General features: G+C 73.0%; 18 protein-coding genes. 10 read left to right on the top strand and 8 right to left on the bottom strand.

The annotated features are described in order from the left end of the window. Complete coding sequence (locus ABD832_RS39015; protein WP_344906851.1) at window positions 1-675, bottom strand: ATP-binding protein; 675 nt, start codon at window positions 673-675, stop codon at window positions 1-3. Between the two features lie 321 nt (window positions 676-996). Here ABD832_RS39015 and ABD832_RS39020 point away from each other — a divergent pair, with 321 nt between their 5' ends. Then, window positions 997-2,607: an NsdA family TPR-like regulatory protein gene (locus ABD832_RS39020; protein ID WP_344906854.1), complete on the top strand. Its 1,611-nt coding sequence runs from the start codon at window positions 997-999 to the stop codon at window positions 2,605-2,607. 134 nt (window positions 2,608-2,741) lie between these two features. On the opposite strand, the gene ABD832_RS39025 is transcribed toward ABD832_RS39020, so the two are convergent. Together ABD832_RS39025 and ABD832_RS39030 are read right to left on the bottom strand one after the other, a co-directional pair. Next, entirely contained in the window at window positions 2,742-3,338 is a 597-nt protein-coding gene (locus tag ABD832_RS39025) for a GNAT family N-acetyltransferase (RefSeq protein ID WP_344906857.1), read from the bottom strand. Between the two features lie 86 nt (window positions 3,339-3,424). Further along, on the bottom strand, window positions 3,425-5,371 hold the full coding sequence (locus ABD832_RS39030; protein WP_344906860.1) for an ABC1 kinase family protein: 1,947 nt from the start codon (window positions 5,369-5,371) through the stop codon (window positions 3,425-3,427). 749 nt (window positions 5,372-6,120) lie between these two features. Between ABD832_RS39030 and ABD832_RS39035 the strand changes: the two genes are divergently transcribed. The 3 genes from ABD832_RS39035 (at window position 6,121) to ABD832_RS39045 (ending at window position 11,312) form a co-directional block, all read left to right on the top strand. Continuing rightward, the gene (locus ABD832_RS39035; RefSeq protein WP_344906863.1) at window positions 6,121-6,996 is read left to right on the top strand and encodes a hypothetical protein; all 876 of its coding nucleotides are present in this window, start codon (window positions 6,121-6,123) and stop codon (window positions 6,994-6,996) included. 258 nt (window positions 6,997-7,254) lie between these two features. Continuing rightward, the gene (locus ABD832_RS39040; protein ID WP_344906866.1) at window positions 7,255-10,080 is read left to right on the top strand and encodes a PEP/pyruvate-binding domain-containing protein; all 2,826 of its coding nucleotides are present in this window, start codon (window positions 7,255-7,257) and stop codon (window positions 10,078-10,080) included. A 251-nt stretch (window positions 10,081-10,331) separates the two neighbouring features. After that, window positions 10,332-11,312, top strand: coding sequence for a carbohydrate kinase family protein (locus ABD832_RS39045; protein WP_344906869.1), 981 nt, complete (start codon window positions 10,332-10,334; stop codon window positions 11,310-11,312). A gap of 90 nt (window positions 11,313-11,402) precedes the next feature. Here ABD832_RS39045 and ABD832_RS39050 read toward each other — a convergent pair whose 3' ends face one another. After that, entirely contained in the window at window positions 11,403-12,620 is a 1,218-nt protein-coding gene (locus ABD832_RS39050) for an FAD-dependent oxidoreductase (protein ID WP_344906872.1), read from the bottom strand. A gap of 86 nt (window positions 12,621-12,706) precedes the next feature. Here ABD832_RS39050 and ABD832_RS39055 point away from each other — a divergent pair, with 86 nt between their 5' ends. The 5 genes from ABD832_RS39055 (at window position 12,707) to ABD832_RS39075 (ending at window position 20,194) form a co-directional block, all read left to right on the top strand. Then, window positions 12,707-13,231: a MarR family winged helix-turn-helix transcriptional regulator gene (locus ABD832_RS39055; RefSeq protein WP_344906875.1), complete on the top strand. Its 525-nt coding sequence runs from the start codon at window positions 12,707-12,709 to the stop codon at window positions 13,229-13,231. A 103-nt stretch (window positions 13,232-13,334) separates the two neighbouring features. Further along, on the top strand, window positions 13,335-15,065 hold the full coding sequence (locus ABD832_RS39060; RefSeq protein WP_344906878.1) for an HAD-IIB family hydrolase: 1,731 nt from the start codon (window positions 13,335-13,337) through the stop codon (window positions 15,063-15,065). Window positions 15,066-15,254: 189 nt separating this feature from the next. Next, window positions 15,255-15,668, top strand: a complete 414-nt coding sequence (locus ABD832_RS39065; RefSeq protein ID WP_344906881.1) for a ribonuclease domain-containing protein — start codon at window positions 15,255-15,257, stop codon at window positions 15,666-15,668. 110 nt (window positions 15,669-15,778) lie between these two features. Further along, window positions 15,779-17,737: a propionyl-CoA synthetase gene (locus tag ABD832_RS39070; RefSeq protein WP_344906885.1), complete on the top strand. Its 1,959-nt coding sequence runs from the start codon at window positions 15,779-15,781 to the stop codon at window positions 17,735-17,737. A gap of 96 nt (window positions 17,738-17,833) precedes the next feature. Continuing rightward, window positions 17,834-20,194 (top strand): WD40 repeat domain-containing serine/threonine protein kinase, encoded by a 2,361-nt coding sequence (locus ABD832_RS39075; RefSeq protein WP_344906888.1) that lies wholly within the window; start codon window positions 17,834-17,836, stop codon window positions 20,192-20,194. 18 nt (window positions 20,195-20,212) lie between these two features. Here ABD832_RS39075 and ABD832_RS39080 read toward each other — a convergent pair whose 3' ends face one another. Beyond that, window positions 20,213-21,106: an SMP-30/gluconolactonase/LRE family protein gene (locus ABD832_RS39080; RefSeq protein ID WP_344906891.1), complete on the bottom strand. Its 894-nt coding sequence runs from the start codon at window positions 21,104-21,106 to the stop codon at window positions 20,213-20,215. Between the two features lie 92 nt (window positions 21,107-21,198). Here ABD832_RS39080 and ABD832_RS39085 point away from each other — a divergent pair, with 92 nt between their 5' ends. Further along, window positions 21,199-21,684: an Lrp/AsnC family transcriptional regulator gene (locus ABD832_RS39085; protein ID WP_344906894.1), complete on the top strand. Its 486-nt coding sequence runs from the start codon at window positions 21,199-21,201 to the stop codon at window positions 21,682-21,684. Window positions 21,685-21,795: 111 nt separating this feature from the next. Here ABD832_RS39085 and ABD832_RS39090 read toward each other — a convergent pair whose 3' ends face one another. From ABD832_RS39090 to ABD832_RS39100, 3 genes are all read right to left on the bottom strand, one after another. Further along, window positions 21,796-22,971, bottom strand: a complete 1,176-nt coding sequence (locus ABD832_RS39090; protein ID WP_344906897.1) for a DUF418 domain-containing protein — start codon at window positions 22,969-22,971, stop codon at window positions 21,796-21,798. A 193-nt stretch (window positions 22,972-23,164) separates the two neighbouring features. Further along, window positions 23,165-24,175, bottom strand: coding sequence for an N-acetylglucosamine kinase (locus tag ABD832_RS39095; RefSeq protein ID WP_344906900.1), 1,011 nt, complete (start codon window positions 24,173-24,175; stop codon window positions 23,165-23,167). Between the two features lie 20 nt (window positions 24,176-24,195). Continuing rightward, window positions 24,196-25,083 carry an alpha/beta hydrolase gene (locus tag ABD832_RS39100; RefSeq protein ID WP_344906903.1) on the bottom strand — a complete coding sequence of 296 codons (888 nt, stop codon included), beginning with the start codon at window positions 25,081-25,083 and terminating at the stop codon, window positions 24,196-24,198. Between the last annotated feature and the right edge of the window lie 100 nt (window positions 25,084-25,183).

Below are 25,183 nucleotides of genomic sequence, written 5' to 3' on the forward strand. Positions count from 1 at the left end.
TCAAGCGCGCGTCGTGCGGGCGTGGGAGTAGGCGGGCCATCGGGGCGGGGAGGCCGAGCCGCTCCAGCCCGCAGGCAGGCCCCAGCGGGCGAAGACGACCTTCCCGCCCCCCGGCGCCGGAAGGTGACCCCACTCGTCGCTGCACATGCCGACGAGGTACAGGCCCCGGCCGCTCTCGTCGTCCTCCCCCGCGTCGGCGGGCCGGGGCGTGCCGCCGCAGTCGTCCCACACCTCGGCGAACAGGCCCGTGGCGGTGAGCCGCAGCCGCAGCAGGATCGAGTACGCCCCGATGCCCGCGGCGGGCCCGGTGGAGGGCGGGAGGGAGCCCGGGGGAAGGGGTGAGGGCGGACGGTCGGGCACGTCCCCGCCCTCGGGGAAGGACCGGGCACCGGGAGGCAGCGGGCGGACGTGGCCGCAGGCGGCCTGCGTCAGGCGGGTGACCGTGATGGCGTTGGTGGTCATCTCCGAGACGACCAGGACGCAGGCGTCCGACATCTCCCCCAGCCCCCACCGGGCCAGCCGGACGCGGGTGAACTCGCGGGCCTGTGCGGCCGCGGCCGGCTGCGCCACCAGCCGTACCTCGTCCACGCAGGTGGTCAGATGATCGGGGTCGTCCGGATCGGAATGAAACGGTGAGTACATCGGTCCCGGCCGTTCGACGGGGAGCACGCTCATGGATGGCTCCTGGGAAAGGACTGCGGAGATTCGGTCGCGTCCCCGGCGCAGGAAGGGACGCCCGCCCGAGCGGAGACCCCGCGGATCCGGCGGCTCGGGCGTTGTTCTCAACCCTGATGCACGGAGCGTGCTGGAAACAGGTGACGACGTCGCATCCGTTCGTCACTTTCCGGAGTCGAATCACTCCCGCACGTGACGATCTTGCAGACATCGGCGATCCGATCACCGATTTCTGCACTCGCCCGTCACGGAACGTGATCGGCAAGTAACGTTCTGCGCGAAGAATCGCCACCGGAGGACCCGCCGGGAGGGGCCGAGACAATGCCACGTGCACCGCGCAGCGTCAAGCAACAGATGGACGTCTTCAGCGCCGAGCTTCGCGAACGTGGCTGTACGTGGGCCGAGGTCGCAGCAGAGTTCCAGCGACGTTGGCGCCTGAACTCCCGCCAGGGCTTCCGCGAGGCGCATCGACTGACACAAGCCAAGGTCTGCCATCTATGGAACGAATACTGGCCGAACGAGCCGCTGACGACCCGGAAGCTCGGGTCGTGGGAGGCATGGCCCGGCCCCACCGGCAACGAGCCGCCGATCGCCGGCCTCAACCGGCTGGCCCGCATCTACCAATGCCGCACCGCCGACCTGGTCGACGGTGAGGACCACCGCGATGCCGACGAGCACAACGTCCTGGCCACCCGGTTCCAGGGACGGCCGCTGGTGGCGGCCGGTGCCGCGGGCAGCCTGGGCCCGGAGGACATCCGGGGAGTGCTGTCGGCCCTGCCCGACCTGGTCACCGGCCCGGTGCCCGTCGGCAGGTCGCGCGACGAGGAGTACGACGCGCTGGTACGGGCGCTCGCCCAGTGGGCGGCGAACATGAAACGGCGCGACGTGCTGGCCCTGATCAGGGCCGCGGCGTCCGCCGCCGCGGCCTCACCGCTGCTGGCCCGGCTCGACGAGGACGAGTTCGACCGGCTCGCCCTGGTGTCCACCGAGCCGTCCCGGGTCGACACGGCGACCGTGGGCCACATCGACGCGGTGCTGCACCACTGCATGCGCCAGGAGGACGCGCTCGGCCCCCAGTCGGTGCTGGGCACCGTGCTGGCCCAGCAGCACCTGGTGCGGTCGCTGATCCCCTCGGCGCCCAACGACGAGGTGCGCGAGCGGCTGCTCACGCTGCTGGCCAACATCTGCCGGTTCACCGCCTGGGTGCTGTTCAACCTCAACGACTTCAACGGGGCCAATTACTACTACGACCAGGCCAAGGTGGCCGCCCACGCGGCCAACGACGACGCGATGAACAGCTTCGTGCTGGCCAACTGGTCACAGCTCGCGACCTGGCAGGGCGACCCCCGCCAGGGGGTGGAGCACGCGCTCGGGGCGCTGGCCTGGGGGCAGCGGGCCCGCAGCAGGCTGCTGGTGTCGTACGCGTGCGACGTCGGGGCCCGCGCCTACTCGGCGGTGCTGAGCCGTTCGCCCAGGACCGACCGGCGCAAGGACCACGCCCGGTGCATGACCAGCCTGGACCAGGCGCGGCGGGAGCTGGTGCACGCCGGTGAGGGGGACGTGGCGAGCCACCTGCTCTACTTCTACGGGGACGGGCAGTACCTGTCGACGAAGACCAAGTGCCTGCTGAACATGGGGGACGCGCAGACCGCCGTCGAGGTGGCCGCCCGGTCCCTGGCCAAGATCGATCCGGCGTTCGTCCGGAACATGGCCTTCAGCCGGCTGGACCTGGCACGCGGGCACCTGCAGCTGCGCGCCATCGACGAGGCGTGCGAGCATATCGGCGAGGCGGCCCGCCTCACCTGCAAGAACACCTCACCCCGGCTGGCCCGGTCGGTGGTGGAGGTCCGCGAGACGCTGAATCCGTGGGCGAGGACGCGCCAGGTCGCCGCCCTGGACGAGAAGCTGCACGCCTTCCAGCTCATCGCCTGACGGGCTCGTCACCGGCGGGTCCACTCCGACAGGCCCGTCACCCGAAGGGCCCGGTCACCGGCAGGTTCACCCGACGGACCCGGTCACCCGACGGAACCGGTCACTTGAAGGGCCCGGCCACTTGAAGGACCCGGTCACCCGACGGGACCGGCGTCCGGCGGGCCGGGCATCGTCTCCAGCACCAGCACGTCGAAGACCGGGGCGGGGATCGGCGGGTCCATCGTTCTGCGGGACACCTTGCGCCAGCCCCACCTGCGGTAGACGGCCTGCGTCCGCACGGCCGCGGGCTGCACCGTCAGGGTGGCCCGCTCGGCTCCTGATCCGCCGAGCAGCTCGTCGTGGATGCGGCGCCCGATCCCGGCGTTCCTGCTGCCGGGCAGCACCCCGTAGTCGATGACGGCGAACGTCCTGGTCCCGGTCTCGGTCGCGAACTCCTCGTCGACCGGGTCGGTCAGGCGGCTCCACCATGCGGTGTCGGGGGGCAGCAGGTAGCCGTACCCGAACCCGATGAAGTCGGGCCCGGACCGTGCGGTGGTCAGCCGGAAGCCGGGCCGGTGGAGCAGCCGGGGAAGGTAGCGGCGCTGGTTGGCGAACTCCTCGGCGTTGCCGTTGAACGGGGGCAGCGAGAACACCGCCCGGTAGAGCTCGCAGACCGTCCCGGTCAGGGCGTACGCCTCCGAGGGGCCGTGCGTCTCGATGACGATCTCCGTGGTGGGGGGTGTGCCGGTCATGATCGCCTCCTCGCCTTCGTCATCGCGGCCCTCCCCTGGAGGGTCTTTCTACCCGTGGACGGGTGGGGTAGCCGCGCCGGTTCCCCTCACCCGCTCCGGCGGAAGATGATCACCAGCACCCGCAAGGCCAGGATGGTACTGACCAGCAGCAGGTTGTAGCCGATGAGCTGGTGCAGCCCGACCTGCGTGGTGACGCGCGGGCCGGTGTCCGACCCGAGCAGCAGTACGGCCATCAGGCCCGTGGTGGCCGCCATCACGGTGAGCAGCACCTGGTGGAGCATCCCGGTGACGTGCCGCCGGTCGCGTTCGTCGGCGAACAGGCGCACGTTCACGCCGAAGCGGCCGTGCTCGGCCGCGTCGGCGATCCGCTCGATCCTGCGGGGCAGGCGGCGCACCATGGGGAGCAGGCCCAGCGCCTCCTGCATGACGGCGTCCCGTACCCGCCGGGCGTCGGGGACCTCGGTGAGGTGGCGGACCGAGAACGCGCGCGCCTCGGTGACGATGTCGAAGCCGGGGGCCAGCCGGGCGAGCGTGCCCTCGATCGTCGCCAGCGCCCGGAACACCGCGGCCACCTCGGGCGGCAGGGACAGGCCGTGCGAGGAGACGATCCGGAAGAGCCGTCCGAACATCTGCGCGTCCGGGGAGGCGCCGGCGACCAGGTGCCGGGCCATGAACCGGCCGAGCTCGCGTTCCAGCTCCCGCTCGTCGATCTCGTCCGGCCGCGGTACCACCTCCAGCAGGGCGTCGCTCACCCCGAGCGGGTCCCCCCGGTCCATCGCGCCGAGCAGGCGCTGCAGCGAGTCCCGCAGCGACCCGTCGAGCCGTCCCACCGAGCCGAAGTCGAGCAGGGCCAGACGCCCGTCGGCCAGGAGCATGAGGTTGCCCGGGTGGGGGTCGGCGTGGAACACCCCGTGCAGCATGATCTGGCGCAGCAACGTGTCGAGCAGGGTCCTGGCGAGGTCCTGCCCGGCCTGCCCGCCGGGCACGGCCGATCCGAGCGGGGTGCCGTCCAGCCACTCCATGACGAGCACCCGCCGGCCGGACACCCGCGGGTAGGGCACCGGCACGTGGACCGGCTCGCCCTCGGAGGCCGCCGCCACGGCGGCCATGTTGCCGGCCTCGATCCGGAAGTCGAGCTCCTCGCGCAGGGCGTCGGCGAATCCCCTGGACAGGTCGGCCACGCCGAAGGCGCGTCCCCACCGGGTGCGCCGCTCCAGCGAGTGGGCGAGGCGGTCGATGATGTCGAGGTCCTGCTCGACCACGGTGGTGATGCCCGGACGCTGGACCTTGACCACCACCTCCTCCCCGGTGCGCAGCCGCGCGCGGTAGACCTGTGCGATCGAGGCGGCGGCGAGCGGCTCGCGGTCGAAGTGGGCGAACGTCTCCTCCAGCGGCCCGCCCAGCTCGGCCGTCAGCACCGGTTCGATCTCCGCCCACGGGGCCGAGGCCGCGCCGTCCTGCAGCAGCCGCAGCTCCTCGACGAACTCCACCGGCAGCAGGTCGGCACGGGTGGACATGATCTGTCCCAGTTTCACGAACGTGACCCCGCCGTCGTCGAGGGCCTCGCGCAGCGACCTGGCCAGCCGGGCCCTGCTGGAGGGCGCGCCGAGGTCGGGGTCGCGTCCGCGCAGGTACGGCCCGAGACCGTGCCGCATGAGGATGCGCGTGATGCGCAGGTAGCGGCGCGAGCGGGTCAGGTGGCGGCGCAGCCTCCCGGCCAGTTCCAGCGGTCCCGGCAGCGATCCGGACGGGATCAGGATCTCGGCGATGACCAGCGGTATCAGCCCGGCCAGCAGGGCACAGACCACGGCGAGGATGAAGAACCAGATCGGCGTGATACCGGGGTCGCCCGGGTCCACCGTCCTGGCGAACGCCCTCATGAGCGGCTCGGCGATCACGAGCATGAACGTCCCGGCCAGCAGCATGCGGACGTTCCCGAACCGCAGGCCGAGCAGGCGCCGCGTGGCCACCGTGAACGCGGCCACCGTGAGCAGCACGCCTGCCGCGAGCGCCAGGGCCATTAGAAGATCCACATTTGTTCCGTTCGATCTGCCGTGTGTGCGTCGTTCTCACCGGGCGGGGCCCGGTCGCGACCTCGGCCCCCGGCGCGTTCCCGGCCGGGGCGCCGTTCTCCCCCGCCGCGTGCGCGGGGCACGCGGGGCATGGGCCACAGGGCGTGGGGTACGGGACGCGGGGTCGACCGCGACCAGACTAGCCGGGCCTTTCACCACGAATACCGGCAGTGGGGAGGGACCGCGAACTCCCACGTCCTCGTGAACTCCCGGGCGCTCCCCGGCGCTCCCCGGCGCTTCCGGACTCCCGGACGTCCCCGCGGACGACGGCGGCGGAGGCCGTACCCCGCGGAGGTCCCGCGGAGGTCCCGGGCCCCACACCGGAAGGAAACGGGAAGGACCGCCCCGGCGGTCCCGGACCAAAAGGACGAGCCGGGCGGACAGGGTGCCATCCCGCTACACCGGAAATGCCTTCGGAAACAAATTGTCGCGGGCCGGAAGGAAAACATTCCGGCCCGCGCGGGCGATTTCCCGTACATCGGGAAAGGGGTTGATGAATTGCTGGGACGCCGAGCCCACCAAGGTTCGAACAGGTACAACGCGGCCCGTGCGACGGGGATGGGAAATTTTCGTTTACCCTTTTAAAAACACGATCGCTCACCCGCCGAATGGATGGCTTATATATTTTTCATGCCGTCAAGATCGCACCGCGGGTGGAAATGGCGACGAAGTCCTCCCGTGGCGCGCTGCTTTGATAAGGAGCATGCCGCATGTCATTGAAGAACCGTTTCACCCGGGTCACCTCCAGCTGCGCCGTCGCGGTCGCGGCCGTCCTGACCCTCGGCGCCTTCTCCCCGGTTCCGCCCATCGGCCCGGACGGCGCGTACTCCCCGCAGGCGGGGATCTCCCGCCCCTCCTGGGACGGCGCCTCCCAGGCCGCCGCCCGGAACACCCCCCAGGACGCCCCCGAGGACACCGGCCTGGCCACCGACCGGGTCACCGGCCAGATCGCCTCCCCCGCCGACCGTTCCGCCCGTTCTCCCCGCCCGGACCGGCCGGCGTGGAACGCCCCCCCGTGGGCCACGTCCACCCGCCCGGCGTGGAGCCCCGACCTGCAGGCCGCGGTGCCGCCCCCGACGCCCAGGGTGCGTTCCCTGACGGCCGGGGAGATCCGGACGAGGGGCCTCGACAGGTACATCGACATGTCGCGTCAGCGCCAGACCGCCCCCCGGGTGATCGACGCCTCGCGGGGTGCGTTCGCCGGGAGCGTCCCCACCCCCTCCAGGCGGCTCGCCGGCAGCGCGATCAGCGCCGGCCCGTCGGGCTGCTGGTACCTGACGACCACGTACGGCCCTCCCTCGATGCGCGGGGCGGCCCACCACACCTGGTGCGGTGACGGCGTCCGGGTCACGTACACCTCGGCGGGCTGCACCGGGAGCACGGGCGTTCCCACCTACCTGTACGAGGGATGCCAGACGATCGAGGCGTACGGGGTCGGCTGGAACATCTGGGACGTCACGGACAGGTGGCGTTTCTGCACCTCCTACAACCCCTACGGCGGCACGTGCGGCTCGCGGATCCATCCGTGGCAGCAGAACCGCTACGGCGCGAACGGCCAGGTCTGGCTCCTGGCCTGGGGCGACTAGGGGAACGCCGCGGCACCGGACGGGACCCTCGGTCCCGCGGCCGCGGCACGCGTACCGGCACCGCCGGTGACGCGAGCAGGACGGGGGCGGCCATCGCGCGACCACCCGGGTTCCAGGAACCGGGCCGGCGCGGTGGCCGTCCGCCGTCGTACCCGACCCCGAGGGGTTATTTCATCAGTTGTTGATTTATTCGTCACCGCGGCCTATCGTCGTCCCAGCCATGGCGCTCTTCGTCGAGGCCCCAAGGAGACGCAACCGATGCCCACCCCACTGGTCCTGCGATTCGACGACCCGCGAGCCCGCTCGCTGTCCCTGGCCGGCGGGAAGGCCGCCAACCTCGGCGTGCTCACCGCCGCCGGGCTGCCCGTCCCGGTGGGCGTCTGCATCACCACCGAGGCCTACCGCAGGGTGACCGAGCGGGCCGGTCTGGAGGAGGTGCTCGGCGCGCTGGCCACCACGCCCGCCGGGGACGTCCCCGCCCTGAACGCGCTGGCCTCCCGGGCGCGCGAGCTCGTGCTCGCCGCCCCGGTCCCCGGTGACATCGCGGACGCCGTACGGGCGAGCGCGGACGGCCCGGTCGCGGTGCGCTCCTCGGCGACGGCGGAGGACCTGCCGCACGCCAGTTTCGCCGGTCAGCAGGACACCTACCTCAACGTGATCGGCGCCGACGCGGTGCTGGACGCGGTACGGCGGTGCTGGGCCTCGCTGTGGACCGACCGGGCCGTCGCCTACCGGGCGGCGAACGACATCGACCACGGCTCGGTGCTGCTGGCGGTGATCGTCCAGGAGATGGTCCGGTCGCGGACGGCCGGGGTGATGTTCACCGCCAACCCGGTCACCGGACGGCGGCGCGAGGCGGTGATCGACGCCGCTCCCGGGCTGGGCGAGGCCGTGGTCTCCGGCGCGGTCAACCCCGACCACTTCGTGGTCGACACCGCCACCGGACGGATCACCGAACGCCGCCTGGGCGACAAGCGGCTGGTCGTACGGCCGCTGGCGGGCGGCGGGGTCGAGCACGTGCCGGCCGGCACCGGAGGCACCGGAGGCACCGGAGGCACCGGAGGCACTGACGGGACCGGCTCGGCCGCGGGCGCCTGTGTCACCGACGCGCAGCTGCGGGCGCTGGCGGCGCTCGGCGACCGGGTCGAACGGCACTACGGGGCACCGCAGGACACCGAGTGGGCGATCGACGCCGACGGTGTCCTGTGGCTGACCCAGGCGCGTCCCATCACCACGCTCCACCCGATCCCGCGGCACGCGGAACCGCCCACGTGGACCACGACGGCGGCGGACGGGCCGGGCGAGCCGGACCGACGGGACCGGCCGGGCGAGCGGGACGAGCCGGAGGGACCGGGCGGCACGCGGGTCTACTTCTGCTTCAGCCTGGCCCAGGGCCTCTACCGGCCGATCACCCCCATGGGCATGTCGGCCTTCCGGCTGCTGTCGTCGTCGGTGTACCGGATGCTGGGGATCCCGGTGCCCGACGGCCCGGCCGGGGCTCCCGTCGTCGCGGAGGCGGGCGGGCGACTGTTCTTCGACGTCACCGGCCCCGTACGCGGCCGGGTGGGGCGCGCGCTCTTCCCGCGGATCCTCGACGTGATGGAGGCCAGGTCCGCCCGGGTGCTGCGCGGCCTGTTCGACGATCCCCGGTTCGGCGTCACCCACACCTCACCCCTGCCCGCGCTGCGCCGGGCGGCCCGGCTCGCGTCCCGCTTCCACATCCCGAGCCGCGCCGTACGGGCCCTGCTCGCCCCGGCCTCGGCGCACCGGGACGTGCGGACGGTGACCCGGCTGATCAGGAGCCGCCTGGCGGCGCCGGAGGGTGCCACCCCGCTGGAGCGTCTCGACCACGTCGAACAGGTGCTCGGTCACCGCGTCATGCCGCTGCTGCCGTCCGTCGCGCCTTCGGCGGCGGCCGGGTTCGTCATGCTCGGCCTGGCCGCCAAGGCACTGGGCGGCCGGGCGCGCCCCGGTGAGCTGCAGACCGTGCTGCGCGGCCTGCCGCACAACGTGACCACCGAGATGGACCTGGCGCTGTGGCGGCTGGCCACCCGCATCCGCCGGGACCCCGAGAGCACCGCCCTGCTGCTGGGCACTCCCGCGGCCGAGCTGGCCGGGCGCTTCGCCACCGGGTCGCTGCCCGGCGTCGCGGGCGACGGCCTGGCGGAGTTCCTCTCGGTCCACGGCGGCAGGGCCGTCGCCGAGATCGACCTGGGACTGCCGCGCTGGTCGGAGGACCCGACGCACATCATCGGCGTCCTCACCAACTATCTGCGGCTGGAGGACCCGGCTCTGGCCCCCGACGTCCTGTTCGCCAGGGGGGCCGCCGAGGCCACCGCCATGATCAGGACGCTGGGCCGGCGCGCCGGGGGCCTTCGCGGGCGTTTCGTCCGCTTCGCCCTGGGCCGGGCCCGCGCGCTGGTGGGGTTGCGTGAGATGCCCAAGTACATCCTGGTGACCGCGCTGGCCGTCATGCGGGCCGAGCTGCTCGTCGTCGGGGCCGAGCTGGCCGCCCGGGGCGTGCTCGACGACGCCGACGACGTGTTCTTCCTGACCGTCCGCGAGGTCAGGAGGGTCCTGACCGGCCCGCCGCCGTCCGGGGAGGGCACGCCCGCGGCCCTGGTGGCGCGGCGGCGCGCGGAGGCCGCCCGCGAGCTGCGCCGCAGGCACGTTCCCCGCGTGCTGCTCTCGGACGGCACCGAGCCGGAGGCCGTCGCCGTACGGGCACCGGTGGAAGGCGCGCTGACCGGTACCCCGGCGTCGGCGGGCACCGTCACCGGTGTCGCCCGGGTCGTCCTGGACCCGGTCGGCGCGCACCTGGAGCCCGGGGAGATCCTGGTCTGCCCCTCCACCGATCCCGGCTGGACCCCGCTGTTCCTGACCGCGGGCGGCCTGGTGATGGAGATGGGCGGCGCCAACTCGCACGGCGCCGTGGTGGCCCGCGAGTACGGCATCCCGGCCGTCGTGGGGGTGAGCGGCGCGACCGAGCACATCGTCACCGGCCGGTCGGTCACCGTGGACGGCACCTCGGGCAGCGTCCTCACCGCCCCGACCGACGGGGAGCATGTCGTGGCCCCGTCATGAGCCCGACGGGGAGCCCTGGCCCCGTCGTGAGCCCGACGGGGCCTCGTGGTGAGCCCGGCGCGGCCCCGTGGTGAGCCCGTCGTGAGTCCGTCGCGGACGCCGTCACCCCCGGGGGCCGTCACCCGGGAGGCGCCGGGGGCTGACGGTCCTCGCCCGGAGATCGCGGTGACCGCGATAATGCCCGCGACGACGTGACCCATCGGCGACGCGGCCGGGCATCCGCCGCGTCCCTCCCCGGAAAGGCGACGATCATGCCCTCCAGCCAGGTCGCCGTGCTCGGCGAGTGCGTCGCCGACGCCTTCGTCACGAACCCCCTCGCCGCCCAGGACGGGCGGGACGGCGGGCCGGGCGGTGAGCTCCTGCTGCGGGTCCTGCCCGGCGGCGGCCCGGCGAACACCGCGGTGGCGCTGGCCCGGCTCGGCACCCCGACCCGTTTCCTCGGACGGCTCTCCGGCGACACCTTCGGCGCGCTCTTCCGCTCCCACCTGGCCGCCTCCGGGGTCGACCTGACCGGCTGCGTCGACGCGGCCGAGCCGAGCACGCTGGCGGTGGCCACCCTGGACCCCGCAGGACAGGCCCGGTACTCCTTCCACGCCGACGGCTCCGCCGACTGGGGATGGAGCGTCGCGGAGCTGACGGCCGGGCGGATCGGCGACGTCGCCTGCCTGCACACCGGCTCGCTGGCCCTGGTCCGCGCGCCGGGCGCGGAGGCCGTCGAGGAGGCGCTGTCCGCGACCGCCGCCCGCGCCACGATCTCGATCGACCCGAACGTACGGGCCGCGCTCGTCGATCCGGCCGTCTACCGGGAGCGGATGCCCCGCTGGTGCGCGGTGGCCGACATGATCAGGCTCAGTGACGAGGACCTGGAGCACATCCGGCCCGGCGAGCCGGTCGAGCGGGTCTGCGACGCCTGGCACGAGGCGGGTGTGCGCCTGGTCGTGGTGACGCGCGGCCCGCTGGGAGCGCTGGTCTCCGTGGACGGCGAGCGCGCCTCCGTGCCCGCGCCGCCCACCCGGGTCGTCGACACCGTCGGCGCGGGGGACTCCTTCACCGCGGGGCTGCTGCACCGGCTGCGCGCCGGCGGCCTGCTCGGCGGCCGGCTCGACCGGCTCGACCTCGAACGCGCGGCCGACGCCGCCGCCTTCGCCGCCCGGGTGGCCGCGCTCACCTGCTCGGCTCCGGGGGCCGACCCGCCCTGGGCCCGTGACCTGGGTGAACCCGATCCGCGCTGATGGGCACGCGACCTGGACGAACCCGATCCGCGCTGGCGGGCACGCGACCTGGGCGAACCTGATCCGCGCCAGGCCGTCCGCAGAGGCGCGTCATCCCGTACCGGTCGTGACCTTGTCGTCGAAGTCGATGCGGTGGTCGTACAGCCAGCTCAGGGCCTGTGGGCCGCCGAGCCGCTTCATGAGCACCGGGAACATCGCGTCGCGCAGAACGCGGCTCAGGCCGGTGGCGGACTTGCTCCGGTTGACCTGCCGGGCGCCGGCGTGCACCTTGCGCAACCGTCCTTCACGCAGGCGCTGGTAGGCGGGGAACGCCTGGTCCGGAGGCAGGTTGCGAAGGCATCGGGCGAGCTCGACGGCGTCCTCCACGGCCATCGCGGCACCCTGCCCCGAGCTGGGGGACGTGACATGGGCGGCGTCACCGATCAGTACGGCCCGGCCCCGGTGCCAGGTCTTCGGCGCCCTCATCTGATGGGAGACGAACCAGTCGTGACCGGGCGGCGAGGCCTGGACGATCCGGGCGGCCGGGGAGGTGTCCACCGCGAGGAGCTCGTGCAGCCGGTGCCGCCACCGCTCGGCGGGGATCGCGGCGAGTTCGGCGGGCGTGGGCTCCCTGGAGGAGGGGATGTTGACGAACCACCACACCTGGCCGTCCTCACGCCGCACGTAGCCGAAGAACGCCCGCCTGCCGAACACCATGTGGAAGGTGCCGCACTCGTCGTCGAGGCCGAGGTCGCCGAGGTCGCCGAGGTCGAGGTCGCGCGCGAACCCGTTGGTGCCGACGATGCCGCAGTAGCGGGGGTGCGGGCCGTCGGGAGCGACGAACCGCCTGGTCGTGGAGCGCATGCCGTCGGCGCCGATGAGCACGTCGCCCGTGGCCTCGCCGCCGTCGGCGAAGTGTGCCACGACCTGGTCCCCGCGGTGGTCGATCCGGACGAGACGCCTGCCGTACTCGGTGGGCACGCCCCTGGCGGTGGCCTGCTCGTGCAGTGCGGCGTACAGATCGGCGCGCAGGAGCTGGACGGCCGTCGTGCCGTCCGGCAGCGGGGTCGGGACGTCCTCGCCGAGCCGCCGGCCGTTCCCGAGCCACATCACCCCCCGGGGGCAGGAGAACCCGGCGGCGGCGACGGCGCGGTGCGCGTCGAGGACCCGCAGTGCCGCCAGCCCGTTGGTGGACAGGCCCATCGTGGCGCCCGCACCGTACGCCCCCGTGGGATGCGCCTCGTAGACGACCGAGTCGATGCCGGCCTTTCGCAGTGCCATGGCCATGGCCGGTCCGGCGATGCCGCCACCGATGATCAGAGCTTTCATGGTCTACCCTTCAGCCGAATCCACGCCTCAAGAAGTAGCTTCTTCAAGAAGTTACTTCTTCTAGAAGCTAAACCGGAGGGGATCGGATGTCAACGGAACGAGGGGAGCTGGAGGCCGCCGCCTTCGCGGAGATCCCGCAGTTCGTCAGTGCGACGACGCTGTTCCAGCACGCCGTGGCCGACCAGCTCGGCGTACCCGTCAACGACCTGCACTGCCTGAACCTGGTGAGCTCGGGCCGGGCCGTGACGCCCACGCAGCTCGCCGAGTACATGGGCATGACCACCGGCGCCGTCACGAAGATGCTCGACCGGATGCAGGAGCAGCGGCTGATCCGGCGCGAGCACGACCCCCGCGACCGCAGGCGCGTGGTCGTCGTCCAGCTGCCCGACAGGCTCGCCGAGATCGCCGAGTTCTACCGGCCCATGGCCGCCTTCCTGCAGGAGCGGCTGGCCGCCTGCACCGTCGACCAGCTCCGGTTCATGGCCGAGTTCGCCGGCGCGGCCGGGAACGTCGCCCTCGGCCAGACCGCCCAGTTGCGCAGGAACGGCAAGCCGCACGCCACCCGCAGGAGCGCGCGCGAGAGGCAGGCGCGACCGGAGACCCCCGGCTGAAGCCCGCCGGGCACCTCCGCGACCAGCCGTTACGCCATCTGACGCACAGCCGGCGTTCATCTTCCGTTCCGGTGTTCCCTCCCGGGCGGGGTAGGGGGACCGGATGCGATATCACGTTCTGGCATGTGACTACGACGAGACCCTGGCCACCGACGGCCGGGTCGACGACGACACCTTGGCCGCCCTCGAACGTCTCGTCCGCACGGGACGCCGGCCGGTCCTGGTCACCGGCAGGGAGGTCGGCGACCTCACCGCGGACTTCCCCCGGCTCGACCTGTTCGACCTGGTGGTCGCGGAGAACGGGGCCGTCCTCTACCGGCCCGGCGAGCAGGAGACCACCTCTCTGGCCGAGGCGCCGCCCGAGGCCCTCGTCGAGCGGCTGCGCGAGCTGGGCGTGGAACCGCTCAGCGTCGGCTCGGTGATCGTGGCCACCCGGGAACCGCACGGCGAGACCGTGCTCGGCGCCATCCGCGACCTGGGCCTGGAGATGCAGGTCATCTTCAACAAGGGCGCGGTGATGGTGCTGCCCTCCGGCGTCAACAAGGCGAGCGGCCTGACCGCGGCCCTGGCCGAGCTCGGCGTGTCCGAGCACAGCACGGTCGGCGTGGGCGACGCCGAGAACGACCACGCGTTCCTGTCCCTGTGCGAGTGCGCGGTCGCGGTGGCCAACGCCCTGCCCGCCGTCAGGGAACGCTGTGACCTGGTGACCGGGAACGAGTGCGGCGCCGGGGTCGTCGAGCTGATCGACCGGCTCGTCGAGAACGACCTGGACGACGTGGACGTGACGCGCCGCCACCTGCTGCTGGGCACCACCGGCGAGGACGACGACAAGAAGGAGGTGCGCTTCCCGCCGTACGGGACGCGCATGCTGATCGCCGGGCCCTCGCACAGCGGCAAGTCCACCGTCACCGCCGCGCTGCTGGAGCGGATCACCAAGGCCGGGTACCGGTTCTGCCTGATCGACCCCGAGGGCGACTACACCGAGGGCATCGAGGGCGCCTCCGTGCTGGGCGACGTCACGAGCGCCCCCACCGAGGAGGAGATCCTCCAGGTGCTGCAGGACGCCGGGCAGAGCGTGGTGGTCAACCTGCTGGGCGTGCCCATCGACGACAGGCCCGGGTTCTTCCAGGACTTCCTGCCCCGCCTGTCGGCGCTGCCGGCCCGCTACGGGTACCCGCACTGGCTGGTGGTCGACGAGGCCCACCACATGATGCCCGACGGGTTCGGCCTGCAGTCGGTGGAGCTGCTGCGCGAGATGGGCGGGCTGGTGCTGGTCACCGTGCACCCCGACGCGGTCAGCGAGCCGGTCGTGCAGACCCTGAACGCGGTCGTCGTGGTGGGCGACGGTCCCGGAGGGGTGCTGGAGGCGTTCGCCGGTGCCGCCGGCATCGACGTCCCCGGCGGTGACCTCTCCGACCTGCCGACCGGGGACCTGCTGTTCTGGCGGGTCGAGGACGAGCCGATCCGGGTACGGCTGGCCCCGCCCGAGGAGGAGCGCCAGAGGCACCGCCGCAAGTACGCCGCCGGTGAGCTCGGCGAGGAGAGCAGCTTCTTCTTCCGCGGCCCCGAGAACATGCTGAACCTGCGGGCCGGGAACCTGACCTCGTTCTGCCGCATGGCCGAGGGCGTCGACGAGGGGACGTGGAACTACCACCTGGAGCGGGGCGACTACTCGCGCTGGCTGGCCGGAAGCGTCAAGGACGAGGAGCTGGCGGCCGAGGTGGCCGAGGTCGAGCAGAGTTCGGGCGACGCGGCCGACGAGACCAGGCGCCGGGTGCGCGAGCTCATCGAGGCCCGCTACACCGCGCCCGCCGAGCCGAGCGGGCTCGTCTGAACGCGGAGGGCCGCGCCACCGGGCCGGGCGGATTCGCCCGGGTGCGTCGCACCGGTGTCGCGGCCCGGGCGTCAGGCGGACGCCGCGAGGATTTCACCCCGTTTTTGGCGATCTTTACCTTTACCTGACCCGGCTTGACGGTGATCCTGACAGGGTTCGACATCTCGGCACCCCTCACAAGGAGACCCCGTGCGCGCTTCCGAACGTTCCCGGCCTTCCTGGGCGGCACGACTCGCCCTCGTCATCGCCGTCGTCACGTCCATGAGCGGCGTGGTCACCGTCACCCCCGCCGACGCGGCGGTCCACGGCTCCTGCACCGTCTCCCGCTGCGCGGACGCGCGCTCGGCCAGGTCGATCTGGTCCGGGAAGGGCTACCCCACCGACCGCGGCTGGTACTCCTGGCCGGACGGCAGGTACAACTACACCGGCGGGCGCTTCTACAACCGGGAGGGCCAGCTGCCCGCGGGCGCCACCTACCAGGAGTACGACGTGTACTCCCGGGCCCGGGGCGCCGCGCGTGACGCGTACCGGATCGTCGTCAACCGGAGCACCGGCGTGGCCTGGTTCTCCCCCAACCACTACACCGACTTCTACCGCCTGTAGGGGCCCGTGGCGTCCGCCGCAGGCCCGGGCGGTGGCATCTCCGCCCCGGCCTGACCGGCGGGCCGGAAGGGGATCTCGACCGGAGGTCCCGGGGAGAGCATGATGGCCTGATGCCGTACGCCGACGCCTTCGCCCGCAGCATCGCCGATCCCGAGGACTTCTGGGGCGAGGCTGCCGAGGCGGTCACCTGGATCAGGCCCCCGCGCGAGGTCCTGGACGCCGGAGCGCCCCCCTTCTACCGCTGGTTCCCCGACGGGGAGCTGAACACCTGCCACAACGCGCTGGACCGGCACGTCGAGGCCGGTCACGGCGACCGGCTCGCGCTGGTGTACGACAGCCCGGTGACCGGCACCGGGCGGTCGTACACCTACGCCGGGCTGCGCGAGGAGGTCGCGAGGTTCGCCGGGGCGCTGCGCTCCCTCGGCGTGGAGCAGGGCGACCGGGTGGTGGTCTACATGCCGATGGTGCCCGAGGCGGTCGTCGCGATGCTGGCGTGCGCGCGGCTCGGGGCGGTGCACTCGGTGGTGTTCGGCGGGTTCGCACCCAAGGAGCTGGCGGCCAGGATCGACGACGCGCGGCCCAAGGTGGTGGTCTCGGCCTCCTGCGGGATCGAGCCATCGCGCGTGGTGCCGTACAAGCCGATGCTGGACGCCGCGCTGGAGCTGGCCGCGCACGCGCCCGCGCACTGCGTGGTCCTCCAGCGCGAGCAGGCGCCCGCCGGGCTGGTGCCCGGGCGCGACGTCGACTGGGCGGACGCGCTGGCGAAGGCCGAACCGGCCGGGTGCGTGCCGGTCAAGGCGACCGACCCGCTGTACATCCTCTACACCAGCGGCACCACCGGCACGCCCAAGGGCGTGGTGCGCGACAACGGCGGGCACGCGGTGGCGCTGCTGTGGAGCATGGCCAACGTCTACGACGTCGCGCCGGGCGAGGTGTTCTGGGCGGCCTCCGACGTCGGCTGGGTGGTCGGGCACTCCTACATCGTGTACGGCCCGCTGCTGCGCGGCGCCACCACCGTGCTGTACGAGGGCAAGCCGGTCGGCACCCCGGACGCGGGCGCGTTCTGGCGGGTGATCGCCGAGCACCGGGTGAACGCGCTGTTCACCGCACCGACCGCGTTCCGGGCGATCCGCCGGGCCGACCCCGAGGCGCTGCTGCTGCGCGACCACGACGTCTCGTCGCTGCGGACGCTGTTCCTGGCCGGGGAGCGCCTGGACCCCGACACCTACCACTGGGCCGCGGGGAGACTCGGCGTCCCGGTGGTCGACCACTGGTGGCAGACCGAGACCGGCTGGCCCGTCGCGGCCAACCTGCGCGGCCTGGAACCCATGCCGGTCAAGCCGGGCTCCCCCACCGTGCCCGTCCCCGGCTACGACGTGCGCGTGCTGCGCGCCTCGGGCGAGGAGTGCGCGCCGGGCGAGGAGGGGGCGATCTGCATCCGGCTGCCGCTGCCGCCCGGCACGCTCCCCACGCTCTGGCAGGACGACGAGCGCTACGTGCGGTCCTACCTGTCGGCCTTCCCCGGCCACTACCTGACCGGCGACGGCGGCCACCTCGACGAGGACGGCTACCTGTACGTGATGGGCCGCACCGACGACGTGATCAACGTGGCCGGTCACCGGTTGTCCACCGGGTCCATGGAGGCGGTGCTCGCCGCGCACCCGGCGGTGGCCGAGTGCGCGGTGATCGGGGTGGCCGACGAGCTGAAGGGACAGGTCCCGCGCGGTTTCGTGGTCCTCAAGAGCGGGGTGGCCATCGACCCGGAGACGCTGCGCGCCGAGCTGATCTCGGCCGTACGCGACCAGGTGGGCGCGGTGGCGGCCTTCCGGCAGGTGGACGTGGTCCCGGCGCTGCCGAAGACCAGGTCGGGGAAGATCCTGCGCAAGACCATGCGCGGCATCGCCGAGGGCGCCGACGAGCCCGTCCCGTCGACCATCGAGGACCCGGCGGTGCTGGAGGTGCTGCGTCCCATCATCGGGCGCCCCGCCGTGGACGGACCGCTCACCGAACTCCCCACCACGGACGAACCGCTCACCGGACTCCCCGCCGTGGACGGGCCGCCGCGGTGACCCGCCCGCCGCCGGGGAGCGACGCCCGGCATCAGGACGGTCACGATCGGTTCCGCGCCGGAGCTCGCGGGGTCATACCGTCATTAAGGTCGTGTCGTGGCGAATGACACCGGAAGGCTGATCTCCGGCCGATACCGGTTGATGGAAGTGCTCGGCCGTGGCGGAATGGGCACGGTGTGGCGGGCGCGGGACGAGAGCCTGCACCGCGAGGTGGCGATCAAGGAGCTCACCCTCCCCGATCAGCTGGACCTTCCGGAACGCGAGATGCTGCACAAGCGGGTGCAGCGTGAGGCGCGGGCCGCGGCGCGGCTGAAGCACCCGTCGATCATCACCGTCCACGACCACGTCGTCGAGGCCGACGGCAGCCCGTGGATCGTGACAGAGATCATTGACGGGCCGTCGCTGGACGGGGTGCTGAGGACCCGCGGGCGACTGCCCCCCTCGGAGGTGGCGGAGATCGGGACGCGGATCCTCTCGGCGCTGGAGGTCGCGCACGCCGCCGGGATCACCCACCGCGACATCAAGCCCGCCAACGTCCTGCTCGAAGGCGAACGGGTCGTGCTGACCGATTTCGGCATCGCCGCCGTCGAGGGGGACGTCGCCCTCACCGGCACCGGCGTCACCCTGGGCACCCCGGCCTTCATCTCCCCCGAGCAGATCAACGGCCACCGGGCCACCGCGGCGTCGGACCTGTGGTCGCTGGGGGCCACCCTGTACGCCGCGGTCGAGGGCCGCCGCCCGTTCACCGGCACGACGGCCGGTTCGATATACGTCGCGATCGTCACCCGGCCGCCCGACCCGCCCGTGCACGCCGGCCCCCTGGCCCCCCTGCTGGAGGGGCTGCTGCGCAAGGACCCCGCCCGCCGTCTCACCGGCGCCCAGGCCGCCGGGATGCTCGCCGAGATCACCGCCACCCCGGTCTCCGGCGTGCCCTTCACCGGTACGTCCGCCTCCGGCGCGCCTTCCGGTGGCGGGCCCTCCTCGGTCACGCCTTCCAGCGGTTCGGGAGACGGCAGGCCTTCCGGGGGGACGCCTTCCGGAGGAACGCCTTCTGGGGGAACGCCTTCCGGGGGGACGCGACCGCAGGGCACCACCCCGGCCGACGTCCGGTCCGGCCCCGGCGAACCGCCCCCCGCGCCGACGGCCGCCCTGCCCGCCGTCGAACACCACCGGGTCCCGCCGCCCGCCACCGTGCTCCCCACCGTCCCGTCGCCCGGGACCCCGTCGTCCGGAATCGAGCCGTCGAGGATCGAACAGGCCGGGATCGAACCGGCCACCGCCGCCGGCGTCTCGCCGACCGTCGTCGCCCCGCCCGGCGTCTCGCCGACCGTCGCCGCTCCGGCCGGGACCGCCTCGCTCGGCACCGCTCCTGCGACCGCCCCCGCCGCCCTCGGGGACACGCAGGTCGCGGTTCCCGCCCCCCGGCGCGGACGCGGATCCCGTACGGCGATCGTCGTGGCCGTGGTGCTCCTGGCCGTCGCGATCACGGGCTACCTGCTCCGGCCCATGACCGACACCGCCGGGGACCCGATGCGCGTGACCGCCGTCGCCCGGCTCGGCGGCCACACCGAGACGGTGAACGCCGTGACGTTCAGCCCGGACGGAAAGACCCTGGCCAGCGGTGGTGGTGACGGCTCGGTCATCCTGTGGAACGCCGAGACCCGGAAGCCGATCGGCAAGCCGCTCACCGGCCACACCAGGGCGGTGGAGTCGGTGGCCTTCAGCCCGGACGGAAAGACCCTGGCCGCCGGTGGCAGCAACGCGCAGGGGACCGACTCCGGCGACCACACCGTGGTCGTATGGGACGCGGCGACCCGCGAGGCGACCGGCGGCCCGCTCACCGGCCACACCGACTGGGTACGGTCGGTGGCCTTCAGCCCGGACGGGAAGATCCTCGCCAGCGGAAGCGCCGACAGCTCGGTGATCATGTGGGACACGGCGACCTGGGAGGCGACCGGCGACCCGCTCACCGGCCACAGCGACTGGGTGCAGTCACTGGCCTTCGATCCCGACGGCAAGACCCTGGTCACCGGAAGTGACGACAACACGGCGATCGTGTGGGACGTGAAGACCCGGCAGCCGATCGGCGACCCGCTCACCGGGCACACCGGGCTGGTGCGCTCGGTGGCGTTCTGCTCGGACGAGAAGATCTTCGCCACCGGGGGCGAGGACAGAAAGGTGATCGTCTGGGACGCGGAGACCCGCCGCCCGGACGGGGCCCCGCTCACCGGGCATCCGGGCGAGATCTACGCTCTCGCGTTCAGCCCGGACGGCGACACCCTGGCCGTGGCCACCGGCTCCGCCGTCCGGCTCTGGGACATGCGGACCCGGAAGACGATCGGCGGCCCGCTCACCGGCCACGCCGACTCGGTGTGGTCGCTGGCCTTCAGCCCGGACGGAAAGACCCTCGCCACCGCCGGCGCGGACCGCCAGGTGATCCTGTGGAAGGTCTCCTGACCGCCGGCACGGGCATGGTCAGGGACGGCCGGCCCCGGCGACGGTGATCCGGATCGAGTACAGGTCGCCGCCGGAGTTGGTGATGAACAGGTTGTTGCGCCGGAGACCGCCGAAGGTGAGGTTCGACGCCGACTCGGGCAACGGGAGCCTGCCGATCAACGTGCCGTCCGGGTCGTAGCAGTGCAGGCCGTCGAGGGCCGCGGCCCAGACCCTGTCGTGACTGTCGACCCTGATGCCGTCGAACCAGGCGCCGGCGAACACCTCGCCCCCGGACAGTCCGCCCTCCGCGGTCACCTCGAACACCCGCATGAGGCGCCTGCGGGTGTCCACGACGTACAGCCGCCTCTCGTCGGCGGAGAAGGCCAGGCCGTTGGGGCGGACGAAGTCGTCGGCGACGATCCTCAGGTCGCCGGTGCCCGGGTCGAGCCGGTAGACGTGGTCGGCGCCGATCTCGCTCTCGGCCGGGCTCCCCTCGTAGTGGTCGCTGATCCCGTAGCGCGGGTCGGTGAACCAGATCGAGCCGTCCGAGCGTACGACGACGTCGTTGGGGCTGTTCAGCCGCTTGCCGTCGTAGGTCTCCGCGAGAACGGTGACGGAGCCGTCGTGCTCGGTCCTGGTCACCCGCCGGGCACCCTGCTCGCAGGTGACCAGCCGGCCCTCGCGGTCGACGGTGTTGCCGTTGGCGTGACCGGAGGAGTGGCGGAACACCCCGACCGTCCCGGTCGTCTCGTCCCAGCGGAGCAGCCGGTCGTTGGGGATGTCGCTCCACACCAGGTAGCGACCGGCCGGGAAGTAGGCGGGCCCCTCGGTCTTACGGCTTCCCCGGTGCAGCACCTCCACGTACTCGTCGCCGGAGTACACGGAGAAGCGGTCGTCCAGGACTTCGAACTCCGCCTTGAACCTGTCGATCATGACAAGACCTCCTTTGGCGAGAGAATATCTCGATCGAATGAGATATGGTCAAGTTCGACTTTTGCAAGTTGTCGTTCAGAGGAGGACGAGGCGTGGACAGGATCGACCGGGCTCTGGTCTCCGAGCTGCAACGGGACGCGACCCGGTCCTACGCGGCCCTGGGGCAGATCGTCGGGCTGTCCGCCGGCGCCGCTCACGAGCGGGTCCGCAAGCTCCGCGAGCGCGGCGTCATCCGGGCCACCACGATCGACGTCGATCCGGCCGCGCTCGACCGGCGCGTGCTGGCCTACGTCATGGTCGAGGCGAACGCGTGGATGGGCGACTCGGGGGAGGCGCTGGCCGCCCTCCCCGAGATCCAGGAGGCGCATGTCATCGCCGGGGCGGCGTCCGTGCTGGTCAAGGTCCGCACCGCGACCACCGAGGCCCTGCAGGACGTACTGCGCCGGATCTATGACATCCCCGGCGTCAGCGGGACGCAGGCCATCGTCGTGCTGGAGACGTTCTTCGAACGCCCGGTGGATCCCGGCCACCGGGACGCCGCCGGCCGGGATCCCGGTCAGCGGGATTCCGGCCACTAGGGTCGCAGGTCCTCGGCGCCGCGACCCGGGACCGCGGTCCCGGGCACCGCGACCTCGGACACCCCTCCCGGCGTCGCGACCGCGCGTCGCGGCCCGTCGCGGCGTCGCGTCCTACCGGTCGGTGGAGCCGGTGGAGACCCGCGCGTCCCCGCCGGGGCTCTTCGAACGCCTCTGCGGCGCCAGGTAGGCCCACTGCCACAGCGCCTCGACCGGGCCGCGCTCGAAGCGCCGCAGCCAGAGCGTGGACAGCGTCATGAAGAGCGCGCAGATGCCCAGCCAGGCCACCGGCACCCACCACGGCCGCAGGTCGTCCAGGCGCGCGGCCAGGCCCAGACCCCAGCCGTAGCAGAGCACGGAGGCGACCAGGTTCTGGAAGATGTAGCAGCTCAGCGCCGTGCGGCCGACGTTGGTCAGCCCTCGCCTCAGCACTCCGGGAGCGCCGGTCGCCCGCCGCGCCAGGGTCGCGACGAGACCGAGCAGGCCCAGCGCCACCAGCGGGGGCAGCAGGTAGCGGTCCACCAGGAACCAGCCGGGCCCGGCGAAGGAGGTGAGCAGGTTCAGCGGCACGCCCACGGCGAACCCGGCGACCATGAGCCGCCTGCGGAGCGCGTCGCCACGCTCGGAGTCCTCGAACACCCCGGCGCGCATCAGCCGGGAGCCGAGCAGGAACAGCACGATGCCCAGCGGGACGATGACGACGATCTCGATGCGGTACAGGCCGAACGACTGGATCCGGGCCGTGACCTGGTCGAGGTAGCTTCCGTCGGAGAAGAGCGTGGACGGCGCCGGGGCCGTGCCCGTGCCCGTTCCCTCGGCGAGCATGACCGCGGTGAGCAGGCCGATCAGCACGGTGAACACCGACCCGACCGTGACCATCCATATCGTGATCGCCCGCTCGCTCCTGCCGATCAGGTACGCCACGATGACGGAGGTCAGCGCGTACCCCATGAGCACGTCGAACTCGAAGATCAGCAGATAGTGGATCAGTCCCTCGACGAACAGCAGGCCGGCCCGCCACAGGTACCAGCCGGGCCAGGGTGCGTTCCGGCGCGCGGCCGAGCGGTACTGCAGTTCCAGGCCGACCCCGAAGAGCAGGGTGAGCAGCGCCAGGAACTTGCCGTTGGTGACGAAGCGGAGGAGGGTCTCCATCGTCCCGGGCGTGCCCAGCGCGTTCAGGACCTGCGCGGGCCCGCCGGGATCGGTGAAGATCCAGATGTTCGTGCCCAGGGTGCCGGCGATGGCGATCCCCCGGAGCAGATCGAGCGTTTCGATACGGCGTTGTGTCACGCCTTCCACGATCCCGTCTGGCCGGGCCCGGGACATCGTCGCTCAGGCCCATCCGGGGCGTACATCGATGTATGTACCCGCCCCGGACCCCGGGCCGTCCGGTCCACGGGCATCCGGTCCACGGGCATCCGGTCCACGGGCATCCGGTCCACGGGCATCCGGTCCACGGGCATCCGGCGCGGGAGGACGGCGCCTACCGGCCGAAGGCGACGCGGGCGTGCAGCAGCGCGGCGGTCGCCGGGTCCCAGCCGAACGCCTCCCGCCCGGCCAGCCACGCCGCCGCACCGGCACCGTCGCCCGCGGGCACCGCCCCGGAACCCAGCCTCTCCCGTACGGCGGCACCGACCGGGCCGTCACCGGCCAGCACGCCACCGGCCAGCACGATCGGGCCCGTCCCGTCCGCGGGGCGGACCTCGGCCACCGTCTCGCAGAGCAACCGGGCCGCGGTGGACACGATCTCCCGGGCGACCGGATCTCCCTCGGCCGCCGCCCGCGCGACCAGCGGGGCGAGCCTGGCGAGTTCCAGCGGGGGGCGCGACTGGGCGCGGACCACCAGCCTGATCGCCAGCGCCCGCATCTCCCCGGCGGCGCCGTCGCCCATCTCGCCGACGACCCCTCTCCCCGGGGCGGGCGTCTCCGGGTCGGTCGCCTCCGGACGGGGCGGCGTGTCGTCCAGCAGGGCGTCCATGACCAGGCGGGTCAGCGTCCCGCCCGCGTCGCCCCGGCTGAGGGCTCGGGCGGCGGCCCGGGCCGCCCGCCTGCCCAGCCAGAACCCCGACCCCTGGTCGCCCAGCAGCCAGCCGAGCCCGTCGGCGACGGTCACCGGCTCCCCGTCCTCGATCCGGGCGGCGATCGCCCCGGTACCGGCGATGAGCACGGTCCCGTGCGGCTCCGCCGTACCGGCGGCGAAGGCGATGCCGAGGTCCCCGACGAGGCGGGGCGCGACGCGCAGTCCCGTCGCGGCCCACATGCGGTCGAACACCGGCCGCTCCAGCGCGCCCGAGCCCGCCAGGCCGACGACCGCCCCGGCCACCAGGGCCGGATCCGTCCCGCGCAGGGCGGACCCCAGCGCCAGGCCGATGTTGGCGACGGCCGCGGCGTTGCCGTGGGCCGCGGGATTGCCGCCCGCGGCGTGGCCGTACCCGGAGCGCCGCCCGGAGGCGTCCAGCAGCAGCGCCCGCGAGGAGGTCCCGCCGACATCCATCCCGAGGACGTACACGGCGCTCAGAGGTGTTCGCCGAAGAACGCGACGACGGCCTCGACCGCCCGGGTGACGTGCGGCTCGTTGTCGTAGAGGTCGATGTGGACCTTGCTGTCCAGCCAGACGACCCTCCTGGGCTCGTCCATCCGCCGGTAGGCCTCCTCGGCGCCCTCCGGCGAGCAGAAGCGGTCGACCACCCCGTGCACGATCAGGCCGGGCGTGGGCGAGAGGAAGTCGGCGCCCGTCATGTTGTCCATGGTGATCAGCTCGCGGATCGAGGCCCTGGTCACCGTGTTGCGCCAGTGCTCCGAGGCGCCGCGCCCGGTGCCGTAGTAGGCCCACGGCTCGTCGCCGGGCATGGCCGCCTCCCCCTCCTCGGCCACCGCGGGCAGGTACTCCGTCCCGCCACCCGTGTCCTGGCGCTCCAGCACCTCGGTGAAGGACGCCAGCGCCCGCCGGTACCCGTCGGGCGACATCCCGGCCCGCATGCCGTAGGGGTTGTTGTACGCCCCGGCGATGCCCGCGAACGCCCTCACCCGGGGGTCGAACGCGGCGAACCTCAGCGCGTACCCCCCGCCGAGGCAGATCCCGACCGCGCCGATCCTGTCGCCGTCCACCTCGGGTCGCGAGCGCAGCAGCGACACCGCGGCCCGCAGGTCCTCCAGCTTGCCCTGCGGGTCCTCGTGGCAGCGCGGCTCACCGCCCGACTCGCCCCAGTTGCGGTGGTCGAAGGCCAGCGTCGCGTATCCGGCCTCGGTCAGCCGGGCGGCGTACCGGCCGGTCACCTGGTCGCGGACGCCGGTGAACGGCCCGGTGAGGACCACGGCGGGGTGCGGCCCCGGCGCCGCGGGGACCCGCAGGTCACCGGCGAGGGTGACCCCTCCGGCGGTGAACGTCACTTTTTCCGACATGGCGCAAGTCTGTACGGCCCGCCGGGCGGAAGCCAACACGCGCCCGGCCGGGACGCGGGCCGGCTCCCGGGAGCCGGCCGGAAACCGCCCCGGACACGCG

This window comes from Streptosporangium longisporum (assembly GCF_039534895.1).
Lineage (GTDB): Bacteria > Actinomycetota > Actinomycetes > Streptosporangiales > Streptosporangiaceae > Streptosporangium > Streptosporangium longisporum.

What these genes read in the sequence shown, in the direction of transcription:
- ABD832_RS39020 (WP_344906854.1), top strand. Translation starts at nt 997, where the DNA reads ATGCCACGTGCACCGCGCAGCGTCAAGCAACAGATGGACGTCTTCAGC.
- ABD832_RS39045 (WP_344906869.1), top strand. Translation starts at nt 10,332, where the DNA reads ATGCCCTCCAGCCAGGTCGCCGTGCTCGGCGAGTGCGTCGCCGACGCC.
- ABD832_RS39060 (WP_344906878.1), top strand. Translation starts at nt 13,335, where the DNA reads ATGCGATATCACGTTCTGGCATGTGACTACGACGAGACCCTGGCCACC.
- ABD832_RS39095 (WP_344906900.1), bottom strand. Translation starts at nt 24,175, where the DNA reads ATGGATGTCGGCGGGACCTCCTCGCGGGCGCTGCTGCTGGACGCCTCC.
- ABD832_RS39050 (WP_344906872.1), bottom strand. Translation starts at nt 12,620, where the DNA reads ATGAAAGCTCTGATCATCGGTGGCGGCATCGCCGGACCGGCCATGGCC.
- ABD832_RS39100 (WP_344906903.1), bottom strand. Translation starts at nt 25,083, where the DNA reads ATGTCGGAAAAAGTGACGTTCACCGCCGGAGGGGTCACCCTCGCCGGT.
- ABD832_RS39025 (WP_344906857.1), bottom strand. Translation starts at nt 3,338, where the DNA reads ATGACCGGCACACCCCCCACCACGGAGATCGTCATCGAGACGCACGGC.
- ABD832_RS39080 (WP_344906891.1), bottom strand. Translation starts at nt 21,106, where the DNA reads ATGATCGACAGGTTCAAGGCGGAGTTCGAAGTCCTGGACGACCGCTTC.
- ABD832_RS39035 (WP_344906863.1), top strand. Translation starts at nt 6,121, where the DNA reads ATGTCATTGAAGAACCGTTTCACCCGGGTCACCTCCAGCTGCGCCGTC.
- ABD832_RS39070 (WP_344906885.1), top strand. Translation starts at nt 15,779, where the DNA reads ATGCCGTACGCCGACGCCTTCGCCCGCAGCATCGCCGATCCCGAGGAC.
- ABD832_RS39040 (WP_344906866.1), top strand. Translation starts at nt 7,255, where the DNA reads ATGCCCACCCCACTGGTCCTGCGATTCGACGACCCGCGAGCCCGCTCG.
- ABD832_RS39055 (WP_344906875.1), top strand. Translation starts at nt 12,707, where the DNA reads ATGTCAACGGAACGAGGGGAGCTGGAGGCCGCCGCCTTCGCGGAGATC.
- ABD832_RS39015 (WP_344906851.1), bottom strand. Translation starts at nt 675, where the DNA reads ATGAGCGTGCTCCCCGTCGAACGGCCGGGACCGATGTACTCACCGTTT.